Annotated in this window: 14 protein-coding genes and 3 tRNA genes; 13 read left to right on the top strand and 4 right to left on the bottom strand. The window is 36.0% G+C overall.

The features are described from left to right. The first annotated feature begins 175 nt into the window (after nt 1-175). From rep to recC, 8 genes are all read left to right on the top strand, one after another. Nucleotides 176-2,188, top strand: a complete 2,013-nt coding sequence (gene rep / locus QV04_RS01245) for a DNA helicase Rep (RefSeq protein WP_065231622.1) — start codon at nt 176-178, stop codon at nt 2,186-2,188. Nucleotides 2,189-2,322: 134 nt separating this feature from the next. Continuing rightward, nucleotides 2,323-2,412, top strand: a tRNA-Ser gene (locus tag QV04_RS01240). 10 nt (nt 2,413-2,422) lie between these two features. Beyond that, nucleotides 2,423-2,499 (top strand) — tRNA-Arg (locus tag QV04_RS01235). Nucleotides 2,500-2,564: 65 nt separating this feature from the next. Further along, nucleotides 2,565-2,641, top strand: a tRNA-Arg gene (locus tag QV04_RS01230). Nucleotides 2,642-2,837: 196 nt separating this feature from the next. Beyond that, on the top strand, nt 2,838-3,656 hold the full coding sequence (efeO, locus tag QV04_RS01225) for an iron uptake system protein EfeO (RefSeq protein WP_039136732.1): 819 nt from the start codon (nt 2,838-2,840) through the stop codon (nt 3,654-3,656). A 70-nt stretch (nt 3,657-3,726) separates the two neighbouring features. Continuing rightward, nucleotides 3,727-4,971, top strand: coding sequence for an iron uptake transporter deferrochelatase/peroxidase subunit (gene efeB / locus QV04_RS01220; protein WP_065231621.1), 1,245 nt, complete (start codon nt 3,727-3,729; stop codon nt 4,969-4,971). A 5-nt stretch (nt 4,972-4,976) separates the two neighbouring features. Next, entirely contained in the window at nt 4,977-6,689 is a 1,713-nt protein-coding gene (locus QV04_RS01215) for an FTR1 family iron permease (protein ID WP_065231620.1), read from the top strand. A 118-nt stretch (nt 6,690-6,807) separates the two neighbouring features. After that, nucleotides 6,808-10,122, top strand: coding sequence for an exodeoxyribonuclease V subunit gamma (gene recC / locus QV04_RS01210; protein ID WP_065231619.1), 3,315 nt, complete (start codon nt 6,808-6,810; stop codon nt 10,120-10,122). 80 nt (nt 10,123-10,202) lie between these two features. Here the strand turns inward: recC and ilvC are convergent, their stop codons facing one another. After that, nucleotides 10,203-11,678 carry a ketol-acid reductoisomerase gene (gene ilvC, locus QV04_RS01205; RefSeq protein ID WP_065231618.1) on the bottom strand — a complete coding sequence of 492 codons (1,476 nt, stop codon included), beginning with the start codon at nt 11,676-11,678 and terminating at the stop codon, nt 10,203-10,205. A gap of 142 nt (nt 11,679-11,820) precedes the next feature. Here ilvC and ilvY point away from each other — a divergent pair, with 142 nt between their 5' ends. Beyond that, a complete protein-coding gene (gene ilvY, locus QV04_RS01200; protein WP_065231617.1) occupies nt 11,821-12,702 on the top strand; it encodes an HTH-type transcriptional activator IlvY in 882 nt (293 codons plus the stop codon). A gap of 54 nt (nt 12,703-12,756) precedes the next feature. On the opposite strand, the gene araH is transcribed toward ilvY, so the two are convergent. The 3 genes from araH to QV04_RS01185 are packed head-to-tail and all read right to left on the bottom strand — an operon-like array spanning nt 12,757 to nt 16,455. Further along, nucleotides 12,757-13,734: an L-arabinose ABC transporter permease AraH gene (araH, locus tag QV04_RS01195; protein WP_039174608.1), complete on the bottom strand. Its 978-nt coding sequence runs from the start codon at nt 13,732-13,734 to the stop codon at nt 12,757-12,759. 23 nt (nt 13,735-13,757) lie between these two features. Next, complete coding sequence (gene araG / locus QV04_RS01190) at nt 13,758-15,260, bottom strand: L-arabinose ABC transporter ATP-binding protein AraG (RefSeq protein ID WP_039174606.1); 1,503 nt, start codon at nt 15,258-15,260, stop codon at nt 13,758-13,760. 55 nt (nt 15,261-15,315) lie between these two features. After that, the gene (locus tag QV04_RS01185) at nt 15,316-16,455 is read right to left on the bottom strand and encodes an arabinose ABC transporter substrate-binding protein (RefSeq protein ID WP_328585931.1); all 1,140 of its coding nucleotides are present in this window, start codon (nt 16,453-16,455) and stop codon (nt 15,316-15,318) included. A gap of 135 nt (nt 16,456-16,590) precedes the next feature. Between QV04_RS01185 and QV04_RS01180 the strand changes: the two genes are divergently transcribed. From QV04_RS01180 to araC, 4 genes are all read left to right on the top strand, one after another. Then, nucleotides 16,591-18,270 carry a ribulokinase gene (locus QV04_RS01180; RefSeq protein WP_039174602.1) on the top strand — a complete coding sequence of 560 codons (1,680 nt, stop codon included), beginning with the start codon at nt 16,591-16,593 and terminating at the stop codon, nt 18,268-18,270. A 9-nt stretch (nt 18,271-18,279) separates the two neighbouring features. Then, nucleotides 18,280-18,987 (top strand): L-ribulose-5-phosphate 4-epimerase, encoded by a 708-nt coding sequence (locus QV04_RS01175; RefSeq protein ID WP_269446930.1) that lies wholly within the window; start codon nt 18,280-18,282, stop codon nt 18,985-18,987. Between the two features lie 24 nt (nt 18,988-19,011). Next, nucleotides 19,012-20,478: an L-arabinose isomerase gene (gene araA / locus QV04_RS01170; RefSeq protein ID WP_039174601.1), complete on the top strand. Its 1,467-nt coding sequence runs from the start codon at nt 19,012-19,014 to the stop codon at nt 20,476-20,478. A 105-nt stretch (nt 20,479-20,583) separates the two neighbouring features. Beyond that, nucleotides 20,584-21,387, top strand: coding sequence for an arabinose operon transcriptional regulator AraC (gene araC / locus QV04_RS01165; protein ID WP_231924190.1), 804 nt, complete (start codon nt 20,584-20,586; stop codon nt 21,385-21,387). The last annotated feature ends 7 nt before the right edge of the window (nt 21,388-21,394 follow it).

Here is a 21,394-nt window from a genome sequence, read left to right as displayed (position 1 = left end):
ATAGAGAGTAATTTGAAACCCGTCTTCTAGGCGGGTTTTTTTATTAAGAAAATTAAGGATATAACGCCATATTATATTGGTTTATTTTGTTTTAGAATTGCATACTATTTAGGTTATATTACTTATTAAGATAACAATTTTTATCAATTATAAAGTTAAATTAATAGAATTACTGATGAAATTAAATCAACAACAGCAACAGGCCGTAACAACTATTGACACTCCTTGTCTTGTTCTTGCTGGGGCAGGTTCAGGGAAAACACGAGTTATCATTAATAAAATTGCTTATTTGATAGAACATTGTAACTATTCCCCCACTAAAATTGCTGCGGTTACTTTTACTAATAAGGCAGCACGAGAAATGAAAGAGCGTGTGGCGCATTCTATTGGTATGAAAAAGAGTAAAGGATTAACGGTTTGTACGTTTCATACATTAGGCTTTGATTTTGTCAAAAAAGAACATCAGGCTTTATCTTTTAAGTCAAGCATTACTTTATTTGATGAACACGATCAGTTGGCACTACTAAAAGAGTTGACCAAAATTTCCTTGCAAGCGGATAAAGACAAATTAAATCAATTAGTTAATTATATTTCTTTATGTAAGAATAATTTGATCTTGCCGAATGAGGCGATGAAATTAGCTAAAAATGAAGTTGAACATCTATTTGCATCATATTATCAGCAATATATGGCGCAAATGCAGGCTTTGAATGCAGTAGATTTTGATGATTTGATTATGTTACCAACGTTGGTGTTGCGTACTAATGATACTATTAGAGAAAAATGGCAAGAAAAGATTCAATATTTATTAGTTGATGAGTATCAGGATACTAATACTAGCCAGTATGAATTGATCAAATTGCTTGTTGGTAAAGCGGCAAAATTTACAGTGGTTGGTGATGATGATCAATCTATTTATTCTTGGAGAGGCGCTAATCCGGAAAATATTGTTCGTTTGAGGGACGATTTTCCGATATTGTCAGTGATTAAATTAGAACAAAATTATCGTTCTACACAACGTATTTTACATTGTGCCAATATATTAATTGATAATAATGATCATATTTTTTCTAAGCGATTGTTTTCTAATTTAGGAACTGGGAATTTATTGCAAGTTATTGAAGCGCAAAATGAAGAACACGAGGCAGAACGTGTTGTGGCGGAGTTGATGTCTCACCGGTTTTTAAATAAAACAGCTTACCGAAATTATGCAATTTTATATAGAGGGAATCATCAATCACGTTTGTTAGAAAAAACCTTAATGCAAAATAGAATTCCTTATAAAATTTCAGGAGGGACATCTTTTTTTTCTCGTGTTGAAATTAAGGATATTATGGCGTATTTGCGGCTGTTGGTAAATCAAGATGATGATGCGGCCTTTATTCGTATTATCAATACGCCAAGACGAGAAATTGGATCAGCAACCTTAGAAAAATTAGGATTGTTAGCAAAAGAGAAACATTGTTCGTTATTTGAAGCAATTTTTGATTTTGAGTTATTGCAACGAGTAACAGCAAAAGCTTATACAGCATTGCAAGATTTTGCGGAATGGGTGGTCAAGGCTTCAGATGAAGTAGTGAGAGGAGAGGCGCAAGAAGCAATTAAAGCAATGTTCTCCCATATTCAATATGAAAATTATCTTTATGAACAGGCTTCAAATCCCAAAGTTGCAGAGATACAAACTAAAAATGTAGCAACTTTATTGCAATGGGTTGATAGTATGCTGCAAGGAGATGAATTTAACGAGCCACTAACTTTATCACAGGCAGTATTACGTTTAACCCTACGTGATATGATGGAGCGTAGCGAGAATGAGGAAGAAGGGGATCAAGTACAATTGATGACATTACACGCTTCTAAAGGTTTAGAGTTTCCTTATGTCTATTTAATTGGAATGGAAGAAGGGATCTTACCTCATCAAAATTCAATTGATGATGATAATATTGAAGAAGAACGTCGTCTCGCTTATGTTGGAATTACTCGAGCGCAAAAAGAGTTAACCTTTTCTTGTTGTAAAAGACGCAAACAGATGGGAGAGCTAGTAAAAATGGAGCCTAGCCGATTTTTATTAGAGTTACCACAAGATTATTTGCAATGGGAAAGAGATAAAGCACCATTAACAGAAGTTGAGAAAAAACAAAAGCAACAGGTAGGTTTTGCACGATTGAAAGCTTTGTTAGAGGATTAAATATAGGTATTGGGTTGGTTATAAATTAGATATTTTGATGATAATCTACGCAACCAATCCTAAAATAGAGCTCATTTGAAAAAAAGCGTTGACTTATTTTTTAAAATCCATATTATAGCGACTCAACCGAATGAGGTGAGATGGCCGAGAGGCTGAAGGCGCACCCCTGCTAAGGGTGTATAGGGGAAACTCTATCGAGGGTTCGAATCCCTCTCTCACCGCCATTTATTCGACGCATCCGTAGCTCAGCTGGATAGAGTACTCGGCTACGAACCGAGCGGTCAGAGGTTCGAATCCTCTCGGATGCGCCATTTACTCGCTACTCTAGAGTAATTAAAGAATGAGTGTTATAATCGGCAAATCAAAAATTATCTGCGCACCCGTAGCTCAGCTGGATAGAGTACTCGGCTACGAACCGAGCGGTCAAAGGTTCGAATCCTTTCGGGTGCGCCATTTCATTTCTTAATTTCAAATGTTTCATATCATTTCTAATTGAAAAATTTTTCTTCATAGCAGTTTCTTTTAATTCAAAAATGCCTTTATCCAAAGAACTATTTATTTTTAATTTTTTATTGACATTAATTCCTATTTACAATAAGTTATCCAAAAATATGCAATTTATTCTCATTTATATTTTAAGGGGTAATTTATGTTCCAATTGAAAAAATTAGTGCTTGCTACATTGATTTCATCAACCGTTTTATTTTCTCAAGCAGCTGTTGCAGCGCCAGTGGATTTATCACAAGAAACTAAGCAATATCAGACATTTGTCATAGAACAAATTGATGAATTGGTTAAAGGTACAGAGCAATTTGTAGCTGCTTTAAAAACAGGTAAGGTTGAAGAGGCGAAAAAACTGTATCCATTAGTCAGAATGTATTACGAGCGTTCAGAACCTATCGCTGAAAGTTTTGGTGATTTAGATCCACGCATTGATGCACGTGAAGCAGATTTGGAAGAAAATCAAATTTGGAGTGGTTTCCATAAAATTGAAAAGATTTTATGGACAGAAAATACCACTAAAGGAACAGAACAAATTGCCGATCAATTATTAAATGATGTAAAAGAGTTGCGTGCTAAAGTGCCGACTGTAGAAGTTACCGGCGATTTAATGGTTCAAGGTGCAGTTGATTTATTAAATGAGGTCTCTACCAGCAAGATTACTGGCGAAGAAGAAATTTTCTCACATACCGATCTTTATGATTTTAAAGCTAATGTTGAAGGTGCAGAAAAAATTTATCAAATTTTGAGAGCAAAATTAGCTCAGAAGGATGAAAAGCGGGTAAAAGAGTTGGATAAACAGTTTGCGAATGTAAATGCCTTATTAGATAAATACAGAGTTGGTGAAAATGGCTATAAAGCCTATACTGAGTTGTCTAAACAGGATACGCGTGAATTAGCTGAAGCTGTAAATAAACTTGGCGAACCGCTTGCACATATGGGTGTCATTCTTGATGAAAGTAATTAATTTTAACTAATTTTTTTCTTAACCACTGCGTTAATCTGCAGTGGTTTTTCCTTTTTGAAGGGGGGAGCAAATGAAAAGCAATGATTTAACAGTACAACGACCAACAAATAATCTACGTCGTCAATTTTTAAAAAGATCAGGTTTAATGCTTGGTGGCAGTTTAATCGGTTCGGGATTAAGTATGAGTGTAGCAGCAGATGATAATCATTCTGTCGCTGAAAAACACTGTCTTTCCGATATTACTTACCCATTTTATGGAGAACACCAACAAGGAATTATTACCCCACAACAGACTTATGTCTATTTTTTGGTGTTGGATTTAGCAACGGAAAGTCTTGATGAAGTAAGAGAAGTATTCAAAACTTGGACAGCCTATTCCGCACGTCTAACGCAAGGCAAAAATGTAAAAGAATATGCTAAAAATCATTTTGTACCGCCGGCGGATACCGGAGAAGCGGATGATCTTTCTGCGTATGGTTTGACGATCACTTTCGGAGTTTCTCCGTCATTTTTGCAGAAGTTAGGCTTGCAGGATAAAGCGCCGAAAGAGCTGAAAGATCTGCCGTTATTTCCACGCGATCAGTTGAAAGAAGAGTTTAGTGGCGGTGATATTTGTATTCAATCTTGTGCCAATGATGCACAAGTGGCTTTTCACGCTGTGCGTCAATTAGTCAGAGTGGCTCGCTCTAATGTAACGATGAAATGGAGTCAAGCAGGTTTTATTTCGGCGGACAAACCAATCGATACCCCTCGTAACTTGTTTGGTTTTAAAGATGGTACGGCTAATGCTAATACCGTTAAAGATCTTGATGGGCAAGTATGGGTAGATCAACCCGATTGGCTGAAAGGCGGTAGTTATTTGATAGTGCGTAAAATAGTGATGCATTTGGAAACTTGGGATAGAACCAGTTATAAAGAACAAGAACGCACTTTTGGTCGTCACCGTATTTCAGGTGCGCCGATTGGCGAAAAAGAGGAATTTGCACCATTGGATCTGGATAAACTTAATCATCACGGTAAACCAATGATTCCGGACGATTCACATTCTGCATTGGCACATAAAACCGGAAAACAGATGTTACGTCGAGCTTATTCTTATTCAGATGGCATTAATCCTCGCACCGGACAGTTTGACAGTGGCTTGCTTTTTATTTGCTATCAAAAAGATCCGGAACAGTTCATTACTATCCAAAATGCATTAGGTAATGTTGATCGTTTGAATGAATATATTACCCATATCGGTAGTGGGCTATTTGCTTGTTTTGGTGGCGTGAAAGAAGGTGAATTTATTGGGCAAGCATTGTTAGGAGCTTAAATAAAATGAAAATAAGAGGAGTCATAAAATATCTGTGGCTGTTTTTTAGTTTAATTTTTTTCAGCTCTCTACCGGCAACAGCTGAACAAAAGATAAATCTTAGCCCGTTATTTATCCAGCTTTCTGATGCAATGAGTGCAGTGAAAGAAAATAATACATTGCAAGCAAAGCAAGATTTAAATGCGATTCAAGAGCAATTTATTGCGATTGAACAACATAACTCTTCAGCAGGCAAAAATGTATTGTTGAGTCTGTCTGATGCATTGAATAACACCGATATTGAGCATTTAAATCAGCTTTCAGTCGCCTTATTAGCATTTGATAAAGAGCAACATCCTTTAGATATTGCTCAACAAAAGCAACGCTTTAAAAAACGGATTGTGCCAGCATTTGAACATTGGCAACAAGTGGTAGCAGAAAATAAATTGTCACCGGATATTGAACAGCTAAAACAACAGTATCGCCTATTTAATAGCATTTGGACTAAAAATGAGCGTTTAGTGCGTGATGTTGATATGGCGTATTACGGAAAAATTGAAACAGCGTTGGCACTCTTACGAGTGGCGATAGAAACTGAACCGTTGGATTATCAACGGATTGAAAGTAATACTGCAAAAATTGAGGTTCAATTTGATGATTTTGTCAGTGGCAAAAAAGCGCAAGCAGTTACCACCAACTATCAATTAAATGATGGCATCAATCTGTTACGAGAAGGATTACAAGCGTTTGAACAGCAGGATAATGCAACAGCGCAAGAAAAACTGACAACTTTTATTGAGATTTGGCCAAGTATTGAGGGAGATGTTAGCACCAGAAATGGTTCGTTATATAGTAAGGTAGAGAGCCAAGTGCCAGTGATTTTGGCTAAAGGTAGTGAGGCTAAATATCAAACGGAGTTAAAGCAGATTATTACGCAACTGGCTGAAATTAATCCTTCTGCTGGTTACAGTGCTATAGATGCAATGCTGATTTTATTACGTGAAGGTTTGGAAGCACTATTGGTGGTAATGGCATTAGTAAGTGCGTTACGTGTTGCCAATCGTCCTCAAGGTTATAAATGGGTTTGGAGTGGTGTGATAAGCGGTTTAGTGCTTAGCCTAGTGGCGGCTTTTGCCTTACACCGACTATTCCCAAGTGCCAGCTCGGGAACAAACCGAGAAATTATTGAAGGGGCAGTCGGTATTGTTGCTGTTTTGATGATTTTAACTATCGGTGCGTGGCTACATAACAAATCATCGTTAAATGCGTGGCAGGCATATATTAAAAAACATATGAACAAAGCACTGACGACAGGCAGTTTTATCTCGTTATTTGCATTGAGTTTTCTGTCAGTATTCAGAGAAGGTGCGGAAACCATTTTGTTCTATGTCGGTATTTTGCCGAATATCAGCACAGAATCTTTTGCCCTTGGAGTTGGTATGGCGGTGATTTTATTGGCGATATTGGCGGTGGTGATTTTAAAAAGTTCAGTTAAATTGCCTGTGCCGACAATGTTCAAGATTTTAACTTGGGTATTGTATATTTTAGGTTTCAAGATTCTGGGTGTCAGCGTTCATGCGTTACAACTTACAGCGGTTTTACCGACAACGATTATTGATATCTTACCAAATATTGAATGGCTAGGATTTTATGCCACATCACAAACTATCATTGCACAATTAGTTTATATCGTATTGATTTTATTGTTGCAAAGATGGTTAAAACGACAGAATGTTTGATCCGTTTTTAAATAATGTCAGGGGAAGATTGTAATGATTTTCCCCTTTTCTTTTTTAGAATCATTGAATTTCAGCTACAATGCGAATTAAAAAATTGTGGGATAAGTGGGATAAGAAAATGTTTACCGTCTATTACGCCAATCAGCTTGAAAATCAAAAACATCTGTTAGTTCGATTATTGGAAGTGCAACCATTACAGGATCCATTTGCCGAAAATGTGATTTTGGTGCAAAGCCCTGGAATGGCGCAATGGTTACAACTTCAGTTAGCAGAACATTTTTCTATCGCAGCTAATTTTGCTTTTCCAATGCCGTCATCATTTATTTGGAAATTGTATAAACAGAATATTGCAGAGATCAATGAACAAAACCCATTTAATAAATCGGCTATGGTTTGGCGTTTGATGCGTATTATTCCGTCATTATTGCATTTACCGGCGTTTTCGCGGTTGAATGATTATTTAGGCAGCGCGCCTGAGCAAAACAAATTGTTTCATTTAGCGGAAAAAATTGCCGATCTTTTTGACCAATATTTGGTTTATCGTCCGGAGTGGATCAATCAATGGCAAACAGCAGATTGGCAACAGATGACGACAAGTTTTGTTCAACAATTATCGCCTCGCTTTAAGCCTATTGCGGATAATATTATGAATGATATCAGTTGGCAGGTGCTGTTATGGCAGGCATTGGTGGCGGATATTCAACAGCATTATCCTGAACAGCAGATATGGCATCGAGCCAATCTATATCAAACTTTTTTGGAGCAATTACAGCAAGGATATTGTCCGAAAAATTTGCCAACACGTATTATTGTGTTTGGTATTTCAGCAATGCCACCAATGTTTTTGTCCATTTTGTCTGCATTGAGTCAACATATTGATGTCCATCTCTTTTTTAATAGCCCAAGTCGTTATTATTGGGGAGATTTGATTGATCACTGTTATCTAGAAAAATTAAGGCAAAAAATTCAATTAGATAGCAAAGAAATTCAAACACCTTATGATGAAACGTTAGCCGTAGGAAATCCATTATTAGCGTCATGGGGTAAATTGGGACGGGATTTTCTTTATCAATTAACGCAGTTGGAACCAAATGATATTGAGGTGTATAACGCACCTGAAGGTGGACTACTGTTGCAACAGCTACAACGACAAATTCTAGATTTAACGTCAACAGAATCTACCAAATTGCAGTATCAAGAGGGCGATAATTCAATAACACTGCACGTGTGCCATAGCCCAATGCGTGAAGTGGAAGTGCTACGTGATAATCTGCTGGCAATGTTTGAGCAAGATCCGACATTGACACCAAAAGATATTGTGGTGATGGTAGCGGACATTGATCGCTATACACCTTATATTCAGGCGGTTTTTTCGCAATATCAAGAAGAAGATAAACGTTATATCCCGTTTTCTATTTCGGATAGAAAGGTGACGGAAAGTGATGTGTTGATAGCAACTTTCTTACAACTGTTTACACTAAAAGAATCGCGTTTTTCCAGCGATATTGTGCTCTCGATATTAGATGTGCCGGCAATTCGTCAACGTTTTGAGATAGATTTGAATGAATTGCAGACTATTCGAGATTGGGTAGTGCAATCCGGTATTCGTTTTGGTTTGGACAAGTATGATCAGGAGCCGGTACCGAATTATAATGCTTGGCAAAATGGTATTGAGAGAATGTTATTGGGTTATGCGTTTAAGAGTGAATCCGGTATTTGGCAAGATGCTATCGGCTTTGATTATAGTGAGGGATTACAAGGAAAATTAGCTGGGAAGTTGGCTCATTTCTTTCAAGCTTTACAACAGTGGCAACAAAAAGTAAGCAATAATTTAATGGCAGAGGAGTGGCGAACGGAGATTATTCAATTAATAGATACTTTATTTGACACTACTGAACAGCCAATGGTTATTGCATTGTTGAAGCAAACTGTTCATCAAGTGATTGATATTATTAATGAAACAGATTATCCACAGACTATTGAAGCGGAAATTATTGGTGAATTATTACAACAAAAACTCAATGAACAGGATAACAGTCTGCATTTCCTTTTAGGCAAACTGAATTTTTGTACTTTATTACCAATGCGAGCTATTCCGTTTAAGGTGATTTGCTTGTTAGGAATGAATGATGTTGATTTTCCACGACAATTGCCAAGCAACAGCTTTGATCTTATGCAGTATCAAACACAAAAAGGGGATCGTTCACGGCGAGAAGATGATTGTTATCTCTTTTTGGAAGCGCTATTGTCAGCACGGCAAAAACTCTATATCAGTTATGTTGGTTACTCAATTGTGGATAATACAGAATATGAACCCTCTGTGTTAGTTAATCAGTTATGGGATTATATTGCTGATCATTTATCACATTCGGATGATCTGGCTAACTTACGATTTAGCTATCCAATGACGGTATTCAGTGAGAATAATTTTCTAGTACCTCACTTTTCCTATGCGCAAGAATGGCTACCAATAGCACGATCACAGCAGCAAAGACAGCATCAAATGATAGAGTTTGATCAGATGTTATCACAAAAAGAGAACAGTAGTCATCAAATCACAATTGAGATCGATGAATTGCAACAATTTGTTATTGCGCCAATTAAATATTTTTTTGAACAACGCTTGGGGGTTTATCTAAATGAAAATGAACAAGAGCGAGTTGAAAGTGAAGTGTTTGAATTGACACCACTTATGCAATATCAATTGAAACAACGTTTATTCCAAAACGAACCACAAAATGGAACATTAGAATTTGAAAAAGCAAAACGAGAGGGAATATTACCACGAGCAGAATTTGCTTTTTTGCAACAAGCGGAATTAGAAGAAAGCTGTCGTCTATTGTGGCAGGAAACGGAACAGTATCGCCAACAACCAGCAGATTCTGTAATGGTAGATTTAACGTTTGAGCTTGATGAGCAAGAGGTTAGATTGCAAGGTCAGATTGACAATAATTACCAGCAGCAATATGTCGATTGGCGTATTGGTAAAATTCGTGATCAGGATGTTCTCAAATTTTGGCTAAATCACCTTATTTTATCAGCGATGGAGCAGGCAACAGGCAGTCGATTTATCGGCATAAATAAAGGCAATATAGAGACCGTAACATTTTCTGCCATAGATCAAAACAGGGCAATGGCACAAGTTGCGATTTATTTACAGGATTTCTTGCAGGCACAACAGCGAATCTGTATTTTGCCGACAACTAATTTCCAGCAATATCAAAAGTTGTTTACAGAGGAAAACAGTGGAGAAGAACAGTTATATCGCCAATTAATGAAACAGCAGAGCGGCAATGAGTTTGATAAATCTCAACCATATTGGCATCGGTTATTGGTTCAGACTAAAAATTTGGATTATACAGCCATTAAGCAACGTTTTACTGATTGGTTTGCACAAATGTTGGAACAACTTGAAGATAATGCAACATCATAGCAAGTTGTGGCTGTAAAATGACGCATAAAAAAGCACCGCGATGATTGCTCATGGCGGTGTCTTTTTATGCAAAAAATTGATTAAGCAACAATAATACGTTTCATATCTTTCATATAACCACGTAATTTTTGTCCTACTTTTTCAATCGGATGATTGCGGATTGCTTCGTTCACATCACGCAAAGTAATATTATCAATTTCAACAGTTGGGGTTGGTTCGCCCAAATCACCTTTTTGTAATTGAGGAACTAAATTTTCACGCATAATTGGTGTTGCCGCATTTGCGAATAAATAGTTACCATATTCTGCGGTGTCTGAAATGACCACGTTCATTTCGTATAAACGTTTACGCGCGATAGTGTTAGCGATTAACGGCAATTCGTGAAGAGATTCATAGTAAGCGGATTCCTCAATGATACCACTTGAGACCATAGTATCGAACGTCAATTCCACGCCGGCTTTTGCCATTGCAATCATTAACACACCATTATCGAAGTATTCTTGTTCTTTGATTTTTCCTTCATATTTAGGTGCATTTTCAAAGGCGGATTTACCGGTTTCTTCACGCCAAGTTAACAATTTTTTATCGCCGTTTGCCCAGTCTTCCATCATCACACGGGAGAATTCACCACTGATAATATCATCCATATGTTTTTGGAATAATGGAGTAAGCATCGCTTTAATCTGTTCTGAAAGTTCAAATGCACGCAATTTTGCACTGTTGGATAGACGATCCATCATTAAAGTGATACCGCCAAGTTTTAATGCTTCAGTGATGGTTTCCCAACCGAATTGAACTAATTGTGCGGCATAAGCAGGATCTTTGCCATCAGCTACCAATTTGTCATAACAAATTAATGAGCCGGCTTGTAACATACCGCAAAGGATGGTCTGTTCGCCCATTAAGTCGGATTTTACTTCAGCAACAAATGAAGATTCCAATACGCCGGCACGATGACCACCGGTTGCCGCTGCCCAAGCTTTAGCAATTGCCATACCTTCGCCTTTAGGGTCATTTTCAGGGTGAACAGCGATCAAAGTCGGAACACCGAAACCGCGCTTATACTCTTCACGCACTTCAGTACCTGGACATTTAGGTGCAACCATGACCACAGTAATATCTGGACGAATTTGTTCACCGACCTCAACAATATTTAAACCGTGTGAATAACCCAAAGCAGATCCTTGTTTCATTAGTGGCATTACTGCTTGAACAACATTGCTGTGTTGTTTATCCGGAGTTAAGTTAATTACCAAATCCGCTTGTGGAATTAATTCTTCATAACTACCGACAACAAAACCATTTTCTGACGCACGCTGGAATGAAGCGCGTTTTTCGGCAATCGCCTCTTTACGTAACGCATAGCTAATATCCAAACCGGAATCGCGCATATTTAAACCTTGGTTTAAGCCTTGTGCCCCACAACCTACGATAACGATTTTTTTACCTTTAAGAAAGTTGGCTTCATCGGCGAATTCGCTACGATCCATAAAACGGCAGCGACCTAATTGATCTAATTTTTGACGTAAATTCAAAGTATTGAAGTAGTTTGCCATAATTGCTCCTGAATAAAGGGTTTACTAGTAATGAATAAATTCAGTATACGTCTTTTTTTTATTGCGTAAATTGATATTATTAAAATTAATGATTGCAAATATTGAAATTATTGTAACTTTTAATTTAAATTTGGAATGAAATATGGATTTGCAACAAATCAAATTATTCTTACATCTTTGTGAAAGTAAAAATTTTGCCAGAACTGCCGCAGTGAATTACCTCAGTCCTTCGACACTTTCCCGACAAATTCAACGTTTAGAACAGGAAATCGGTAAACCATTGTTTTGGCGAGATAATCGTTCAGTAGAATTAACACCGATTGGGGAACGTTTTCGCCAATTTGCGGAAAAAACACAGCAGGATTGGCGGCTTTTTCTACAAAATATTCAACCGGATAATCACGATCTTTCAGGAGAAATTCGTTTGTTTTGTTCCGTTACTGCAAGTTACAGCCATTTACCGGAAATTTTGACGCAATTTCGTCAACAATATCCGAAAGTAGAAATTCAACTTACAACTGGAGATCCGGCATTAGCCGTACAACAGGTGCAGAGTCGACAGGCAGATTTAGCGATAGCTGGAGAGCCGGAACAGTTGCCGGAGAATCTCATTTTTCATCAAATAGATTCATTACCGTTTTCGTTAATTGCGCCAAAGGTAGCTTGTGTTGCCAATCAATTATTACAACAAACACCGATTCCGTGGCAAGAAATTCCATTCATTGTGCCGGTTGAAGGACCGGCAAGAAAGAAAATTGAGCAGTGGTTCCAGCAAAAAGGAATCAAGCATCCGAAAATTTATACGACTGTTGCCGGTCATGAAGGCATTGTGCCGATGGTGGCAATGGGATTTGGTTTAGCTTTGCTGCCTGATGTAGTTATTGCTCATAATCCGATGAATACTCAGATTACCTATCTTAATATTGAACCGGAAATTGCTCGTTTATCTTTAGGTATTTGTGTTAATCGAAAAAATTTACAAAATCCAGTGGTGAATGCCTTTTGGCAAAGTTTGATAAAATAAAGAAAGGTCTACTTTAATCGTAAACCTTTCTTATATTAAGAACTTATATGAAGGTCAGCTTTTGATGAAGATGTTTTTATATTTATCAAAAATGACAGCAATAATTAAGATTAAACCGCGGATAACATATTGTGAAAATGGAGAGACATTAAGTAGGTTCATCGCATTTTCTACAGTGCCTAAAATAAGAACACCAGCGACTAAATATGAAACTTTTGCAATTCCGCCATTTAATGAAACTCCACCTAGGACACAAGCAGAAATAGCGGTTAACTCAAAACCAATGGATGTCATAGGTTGTCCACTCGTCATACGTGCAGCGAGTACTACTCCGGCTATCGCAGCCATCAAACCAGAGATAGTAAAGATAATAATTTTATATTTAGTGACATTAATTCCTGCTAATCTAGCAGCTTCTTCATTACCACCAATGGCAAGAACATTTCGACCAAATAAAGTTTTATTTAATATAATAGAGAAAATAATAAATGCAATAACAGTTAGCCAAATAGGAACAGGAATACCTAAAATATTAGTGTTACCGAGTGCAAAGAAACTTTCTTCTTTAATTCCGACAGCAATACCATCGGAGATAATATATCCAAAACCGCGTGCAATTTGCATAGTGGCAAGTGTAGTAATAAAGGCATTAATATTAAGTTTTGCAACAATAAAACCATTGATTAAACCAAAGATAATTCCCATGCCGATACCTGCTATGCAACCAATTAGGACATTTCCAGTTGCATTGATGATAACGGCACAAACAACGCCGGAACAAGCAATAACAGAAGCAACAGATAAGTCAAATGCACCAGCTGCTAGACAAAGCATCATTCCACAACCAACTAAACCGCTCATAGATATTGCTAATCCTAAACCTTTCATATTAACGAAAGAGGAAAAATTAGGGATAAATAATACACAAATAATAAAAATAATAGCAAAAATAGAGAGCATTCCAAATCTATCCCAAAAACGAGATAAGTTAAAACTACGAGAATTGGAGCGCATAATAGTTTTGGTAGTCATAAATTCTTCTCCTCAAAAAATACTTAGTTTTGATTTAGCATTGCATATCTGAGTGCAGCTTCTTCACTGAATTGTTCTCTAGATAATTCACCAGTTATTGCTCCTCCTTTCATAATTAATAATCGATCGGATAATCCTAATATTTCAGGCAAATCACTAGAAATAATGATGACACAGACGCCTTTATTAGCAAGTTCATAGATGAATTGGTAGATTTCTGATTTAGCACCAATATCAATCCCTCTTGTTGGCTCGTCTAAAATAATCACTTTTGTGTTGAGAGATAGCCAGCGCCCTAAAATTACTTTTTGTTGGTTACCGCCAGATAAATTACCGATAAGTTGATATTCTGAAGGTGTTTTGATGCGTAATGCTGCAATCTGTTTTTTTGCATTGCTATCTTCCCACTCTTCTTGAATGAAAATATTTAAACTTAGATGATTAGGTCTTGCACTGACGTTAATATTTTCCTTGACAGAAAGAATTGGCACAATTCCACAAGCTTTACGATCTTCTGGGCAATATGTAATCCCGTAATTGATAGCATGTTGAGGACTATTGATATTTAACTTTTTATTTTCAAAAAAGATTTCTCCTTTTTGTTTTGGATCTACTCCAAAAATTAGTCGACATAGTTCAGTACGCCCAGCTCCAACTAGACCAAACAATCCTAGAATCTCCCCTTTTTGGACAGAAAAAGAAATTTCTGAAGAGAGTTTTTCTCCTTTAATCTGCTTAACAGCCAATCCAGTACCTTGATATTGGCGAGGAGAATAATGGTAAATATCGTTAATATTCCTACCAACCATAAGACTGACTAATTTTTCATTAGTTAGTTGATGTATATCATATTCTGTTTTGACATGGGTTCCATCTTTAAAAATGGTAATGGCATCACATAATGAGAAAATTTCTTCCATTCTGTGAGAAACATACAAAATAATACAGCCATTATCACGAAGTTCTCTAATTACTTTGAATAAGTTTTGTATTTCTCTATTTGATAAACTACTGGTCGGCTCATCAAAAGCAATAATTTGTGCTTTTCTGCTTAATGCTTTTGCTATTTCCACCATTTGTCTTTGCCCAATAGATAATTCTTTTAGTGGAGTATCTGGTGGAATAGTTTCGCCTAAGCGTTGTAAGATTTGTTTTGCATTATAGTTTAAAGTTTTTTTATCAACACAACCATTTCTTATAGGAAATTGTCCTAAATAAATATTTTCAGCTACGGTAAGTTCGGGAATAAGATTTAACTCTTGATAGATAATTGCAATTCTATTTTTTAAAGCTCTAGCAGTATTATTATTTATGATTGGAATATTATTTAGTCTTAATTCACCTTCATCAGGTTGATATAAACCACTTAATATTTTTAGTAAAGTTGATTTCCCGGCTCCATTTTCTCCCATGAGTGCATGTATGCTTCCTGCTTTTACATCAAACGTAATATTAGATAAAGCTTTTACTCCAGGAAATATTTTGCTTATTTTATGAAAAGTCAATAGATTGATTTTGTCATTCATACTTCCTCCTAATACTCTATTCTCATTTTTTGAGAATAGAGATTAATTATTAAAACTATAAGCCTTTTTTAGCTAATTCTTCTTTGTAGTTTTTACGAGTAAGTAAAACGGTATTTGCTACTTCTAAATAAGTTGGGTTAGGAGCTTCTCCTTTTGTAATCCATTTATAAAGTAATTCTGCTGTATGGTATCCATGTACATCAGGGCTTGGTAAAAGCGAACCAAAGAAACCTGTAGGTTTTGTCTTTGCTAATTCATTTTTGGCATCAGTTCCGTTAATACCGATAGCTATGACATTATCGGCAGAGAAACCTTGTCCTTCTGTTGCTCGGACGCCCCCTAATACAGTGTTATCGTTCATTCCTACAATTAACCATTTTTTTACTTCAGGGTGCTGGACTAGAAGAGAATTAGTAGCATCTAATGCACCGGGAATATCATTGGTTTTAGTTGGAACACGATAAATTTTTTCTGCTGGGAAACCTAATTTTGTTAGGGATTCGATAGACCCATGTACACGACGTCGAGCAGTATCCAGTTCGTCTGCGGTGATTGCCATAACAGCGGTTTCTGTAATATCCCATTTCCTATTTTGCATTTCTTTATAGAGTTCTTCGCCTTGTCTACGACCAATATCCGTTGCTGCCATCATTACTAAAGGAACATCGGTCATAGGTTCTCCCTTAGCATTTAAAAATTGATCATCTACCGTTATGACTTTTAGATCATAACTTTTAGCTTTAGCCATAATTGCAGAACCGAGTTTTGGATCAGGAGTACAAATTACAAATCCTTTAGCACCGGAAGCTGCAATAGTATCAATTGCATTTAAAGTTTTTTCGCCGTCAGGAACAGCGATTTTGATGACTTCAAAACCATAATCTTTGCCGGCTTTATCTGCAAAAGTCCATTCTGTTTGGAACCAAGGTTCTTCAGGTTGTTTAACTAAAAAACCAATTTTAATTTTTTCATCATCACTTTTACCAAAAAGTGTTGCTGAAGTATTTATTGAAATTGATAAACCACCTAAAATTAAACTAGATGCCAATAAGCTTTTTAAAAAAGTTCTTTTTTTCATGATATTTTCCTCACTATGATCAGATAATGCTCTTAGTTTTTCATAAAAAATATAAAATTTTAAGTGAGCTAGATCACAAAAAAATTTTATGACAAAAATGTCCATATGTTTAGCCATTAAATTAATCATCCCAGATTTCAATTTATTTTTATTTAAATTAATAAAAAATTAATAGCATGAAATATATATGGAAAAAATAAAGAGAAATTTCCATTATTTTGTCTGTATTAATAGCTTAATAGGACTACAAAAATGGAAAAAAATAAATATGTAATGGGATTGGACTTTGGTTCAGATTCTATTAGAGCTTTAATCGTTGATGTTGTTAATGGAAAGGAATTAAGTAGTGGTGTTTGTTATTATCCTAGATGGATGGAAGGAAAATATTCTGATGCTAGAATATCTCAATTTCGTCATCATCCACAAGATTATATTGATGCGATGACATCTGCCATTAGACAAGCTTTATTATCTGTAAGTACAGATGTTGTAGATAATATTATTGGAATTGGTGTTGACGCAACGGGTTCTACACCAGCGCCCGTTGATGAGAACGGGATAGTTTTAGCATTAAAACCGGAATTCGCTGATAACCCAAATGCGATGTTTATTTTATGGAAAGACCATACCGCAATTGATAAAGCAGAAAAGATTAATCAATTAGCTCATTCAGGAGAATTTATAGACTACACGCAATATGTGGGGGGAGTTTATTCTTCGGAATGGTATTGGGCTAAAATAGCACATATCAGCGAACAAGATTCTGCTGTCGCAAAATCAGCATATACATGGGTAGAATTGGCTGATTGGATTCCTGCATTATTAACTGGGACAGTCGCACCTTCAAAGATAAAAAGAGGGATTTGTGCAGCTGGTCATAAAGCATTATGGCATTCTGACTGGGATGGATTACCAAGCGAAGAATTTTTAAATGCAATCTCACCAACATTAAAATCATTACGATCACATTATTCATTACAAATTTATACATCAGATCAAGAAGCTGGTAAGTTAGATCAAATATGGGCAGACAACTTAGGTTTACCAGTAGGTATTAGCGTTGCTGTTGGAGCATTTGATTGTCATATGGGAGCAGTAGGTGCTGGAGCGAGAGAAAATGATCTTGTTAAAGTAATAGGAACATCAACTTGCGATATCCTAATGGTTAAAAAAGAAGAAGTTGCTGATAAATTGATTGAGGGTATTTGTGGACAGGTAAATGGTAGCGCATTACCTGAGTTTGTTGCTTTAGAAGCCGGACAATCAGCGTTTGGTGATGTCTATGCTTGGTATCAACGGTTACTGAGCTGGCCATTACAATTAGGAATAGAAAAATACCCAGAACTTAAATCTCAATTACAAGAACTTTCCTCTTCATTATTGCCATCTCTTTCTCAATTACTTGATCAACATTCAGATAGTAATGTTCTGGCATTGGATTGGTTTAATGGTCGTAGAACTCCTTTTGCTAATCAGCACCTTAAAGGAGCTGTTGTAAATATGAATCTAGGGACGACAGCGATAGATATTTTTCGTTGTTTAGTTGAGTCTACGGCATTTGGGGCAAGGGCAATTAATGACTGTTTTTTTGATCAAGGAATGAAGATTAAACGCATTATTGCAATTGGCGGCATTTCTAAGAAATCAGCTGAGATTATGCAGTTATGTAGTGATGTGATGGAAACAGAAATTGCTGTAGTTGAGTCAGACCAATGTTGTGCATTAGGGGCAGCTATTTTTGCTGCATTAGCGGCAGGAGCTTATACCAATAGTGTAGATGCTCAACAAGCAATGGCAAGTCGGTTTATCAAGATATATCAGCCAAATGAGAAAAGAAGCCATTATTATCGGGAAAGATATGAACAATATTTAATGTTCGGTAACTATATGGAAGAAATCATTATGGCAACCACAGCTCAAAATAGTAAATAGGAAAAGATTATGGATGTTAATCATTATGAAATGGCTTTGTTAAAAGAGCAAGTTTATCAAGCAAATATGGCATTACCTAAATATAAGCTGATTACTTTTACTTGGGGGAATGTTTCGGGTATTACAGAGGATCGACAATTTGTTGTGATTAAACCTAGTGGTGTAGATTACGATAAATTAACCGTAGAGAGTATGGTAGTTGTTGATTTGGCAGGAAATGTAATAGAAGGAAACTTATGTCCATCATCAGATACTTTGACACATATAGAGCTTTATCAGCGATATCCAAGTATCAAAGGGATTGTGCATACACATTCTTCTTATGCCGTTGTTTGGGCTCAAGCTAAACAAGCAATTCCTGCCTTAGGAACAACCCATGCAGATTATTTTTATGGCGATATTCCATGTACTCGTTCATTAACTCAACAGGAAATTGAAGAGGCATATGAGAAAAATACGGGGAAAGTTATTATTGAAACAATTCAGCAACGAGATCCACTTGCTATTCCTGGAATAGTAGTAAGTGAACATGGGCCATTTGCATGGGGAAACTCACCAAATAACGCTGTACATAATGCTGTTGTTTTAGAAGAAGTTGCAAAAATGGCATTGTTTAGCAAGTTATTAAATTCTGAATTAACCAGAATTGATCAACATATCTTAGATAAACATTATTTCAGAAAACATGGTAGTAATGCTTATTATGGACAAAAATAATAGAAAGTATAAAAGGTGACAATTATGCAAAAAATTTATCAACAACAATTATGGTTTATTACTGGTTCACAAACACTATATGGTGAAGAAGTTTTAGCTACGGTAGATAAAGATAGCCAAGAAATTGTGGCTAATTTTAATCAAAGTCAACAAATTTCAATGCCAATTGTTTATAAAGGAACTGCAAAAAGTCCAACAGAAATCTATCGCTTTTGTTTAGAAGCGAATAATGATGAGAATTGCGTTGGTATTATTTTATGGATGCATACTTTTTCTCCAGCCAAAATGTGGATAAAAGGATTAAAAATTTTGAATAAACCTTTTGTACATTTACATACTCAATTTAATGCTGAGCTTCCGTGGCAAACAATAGATATGGATTTTATGAACACAAATCAAAGCGCACATGGAGACAGGGAATTTGGTTTTATTTGTTCTCGCTTAGGTATTAATCGCAAAGTCATTGTTGGACATTGGGGTAATAAAAAAGTACACGTTGCTTTGGATCAATGGGGGCGTGCAGCAATTGGTTGGGATGAAGCTCAACACTTAAAAGTTGCTCGATTCGGTGATAATATGCGACAAGTTGCTGTAACAGAAGGTAATAAAGTTTCGGCTCAAATCCAATTTGGATTTGAAGTAAATGCTTATAGTGTAGGATCATTAGCTAAAGCTATCGATGCAGTTAGTGAGGAAGATGTAGAAAGTTTGATTAAAGAATATTGTGAACAGTACGAAGTTGCTGAAGGTATTCTTACTACACCAGAATTGCGCCAAGTTTTACAGAAAGAGGCACGATTAGAAATTGGGTTGGAACGTTTCTTAACAGAAAAAGGTTGCAAGGCCTTTACTAATAATTTTGAAGATTTGATTGGATTAACGAATCTTCCTGGATTAGCAACACAGCGTCTTATGGCAAAAGGATATGGGTTTGGTGGCGAAGGAGATTGGAAAACTGCCGCAATGACAAGGATTGTAAAAGTGATGACACAAGGTTTTTCCGGTGGAACATCCTTCATGGAAGATTATACTTATCATTTCTCAAAAGAAGATCAAGTACTTGGTGCTCATATGCTAGAAGTGTGTCCATCTATTACTGATGCACGACCTCGCCTTGAAATCCATCTTCATACCATTGGTTGTAAATGTAATGTAGCTCGGCTTGTTTTTACTGGAAAAGCTGGAAAAGCAATAAATCTATCATTGATCGATTTAGGTGATCGTTTCCGTTTTGTGAGTAATCATCTTGAAACAGTGACCCCACCAGAAGATATGCCAAATCTTCCTGTTGCTAGAGCATTATGGAAACCATTACCTAATTTAGAAGTTTCTGGTGAAGCTTGGATTTATGCTGGTGGGGCACATCATTCAACTTATTCTCAAGCAGTCACTCAAGAAATGCTAAATAATTTTGCTGATATTGCGAATGTTGAAATAGTTGTTATTGATGAAAACACGGAAATTAGGACGTTTAAACAACGTTTAAATTAAATCACAAGATTCGTTTTTCTATATAAGACAAGGCATTTATCAGCTTGATTGCTGATAAATGCATTTTTATCTCAATATAAGACTGATCAAGAGGACTGATCTATTATGCAAAATAAGAATCCTTTATTACCAGGATATAAATTTGATTTACACATTGTGGCAGGATTAACTCCTATTCATCAAGGTGAAATATTGGATTTTGTTATAGATCGACCAAATGGTATGAAAGGATATATATTAAATTTAACTACGGCAGGTAAAGGATATATTTATTCAGGGAAAGAATATCTTACTGTAGAAAAAGGGGACTTGATTTTATTTCCGCCACATATTATTCATCATTACCAAAGACATCCAGATAATGAATGTTGGTATCATAGATGGATTTATTTTAGACCAAGAGGTTTTTGGAAAGATTTTTTACAATGGGAAAAATGTATAGACGGGATTTTTATAACTAACTATGTTGATGAACAAACATATAAGATACTAGAGGATTTATTTATTCATATAGAGGAGCAAAGCAAATTAAGTCAATCATATACGATGGAATTAGCGGAAAATTATTTGGAGCAACTCTTAATTCGTTGTAAACAATTACAGCCTGCAAGTTATTCTAGAAAAATAGATCCTAGAATTTTACAAGCAATTAATTATATGATGGATGATATTAGGAAAGATTATAGTATTAATGAAATTGCAGCCCATGTGTATTTATCACCTTCTAGGCTTATACATCTATTTAGTCAAGAAGTAGGGATGTCTATTTTAAAATGGAGAGATGATCAACGTATTAATTATGCTAAGCAATTACTTTTTACAACGAATGATCCAATTAGTTCTATATCTCGTAATGTTGGATTTACTCTCTTTATTTTTCTAGGGTTTTTAAGAAGAAAGTTGGCGTAAGTCCAAA

It is taken from the genome of Gallibacterium genomosp. 1, from assembly GCF_001678575.1.
Taxonomy (GTDB): domain Bacteria; phylum Pseudomonadota; class Gammaproteobacteria; order Enterobacterales; family Pasteurellaceae; genus Gallibacterium.
This window is presented reverse-complemented; position numbering and strand designations above follow the sequence as displayed.

Coding starts and splice junctions, on each gene's coding strand:
- ilvC (WP_065231618.1), bottom strand. CDS start 11,678: ATGGCAAACTACTTCAATACTTTGAATTTACGTCAAAAATTAGATCAA.
- QV04_RS01180 (WP_039174602.1), top strand. CDS start 16,591: ATGGAAAAAAATAAATATGTAATGGGATTGGACTTTGGTTCAGATTCT.
- efeB (WP_065231621.1), top strand. CDS start 3,727: ATGAAAAGCAATGATTTAACAGTACAACGACCAACAAATAATCTACGT.
- efeO (WP_039136732.1), top strand. CDS start 2,838: ATGTTCCAATTGAAAAAATTAGTGCTTGCTACATTGATTTCATCAACC.
- araA (WP_039174601.1), top strand. CDS start 19,012: ATGCAAAAAATTTATCAACAACAATTATGGTTTATTACTGGTTCACAA.
- QV04_RS01215 (WP_065231620.1), top strand. CDS start 4,977: ATGAAAATAAGAGGAGTCATAAAATATCTGTGGCTGTTTTTTAGTTTA.
- ilvY (WP_065231617.1), top strand. CDS start 11,821: ATGGATTTGCAACAAATCAAATTATTCTTACATCTTTGTGAAAGTAAA.
- QV04_RS01185 (WP_328585931.1), bottom strand. CDS start 16,455: ATGGCTAAACATATGGACATTTTTGTCATAAAATTTTTTTGTGATCTA.
- araC (WP_231924190.1), top strand. CDS start 20,584: ATGCAAAATAAGAATCCTTTATTACCAGGATATAAATTTGATTTACAC.
- QV04_RS01175 (WP_269446930.1), top strand. CDS start 18,280: ATGGATGTTAATCATTATGAAATGGCTTTGTTAAAAGAGCAAGTTTAT.
- araH (WP_039174608.1), bottom strand. CDS start 13,734: ATGACTACCAAAACTATTATGCGCTCCAATTCTCGTAGTTTTAACTTA.
- araG (WP_039174606.1), bottom strand. CDS start 15,260: ATGAATGACAAAATCAATCTATTGACTTTTCATAAAATAAGCAAAATA.
- rep (WP_065231622.1), top strand. CDS start 176: ATGAAATTAAATCAACAACAGCAACAGGCCGTAACAACTATTGACACT.
- recC (WP_065231619.1), top strand. CDS start 6,808: ATGTTTACCGTCTATTACGCCAATCAGCTTGAAAATCAAAAACATCTG.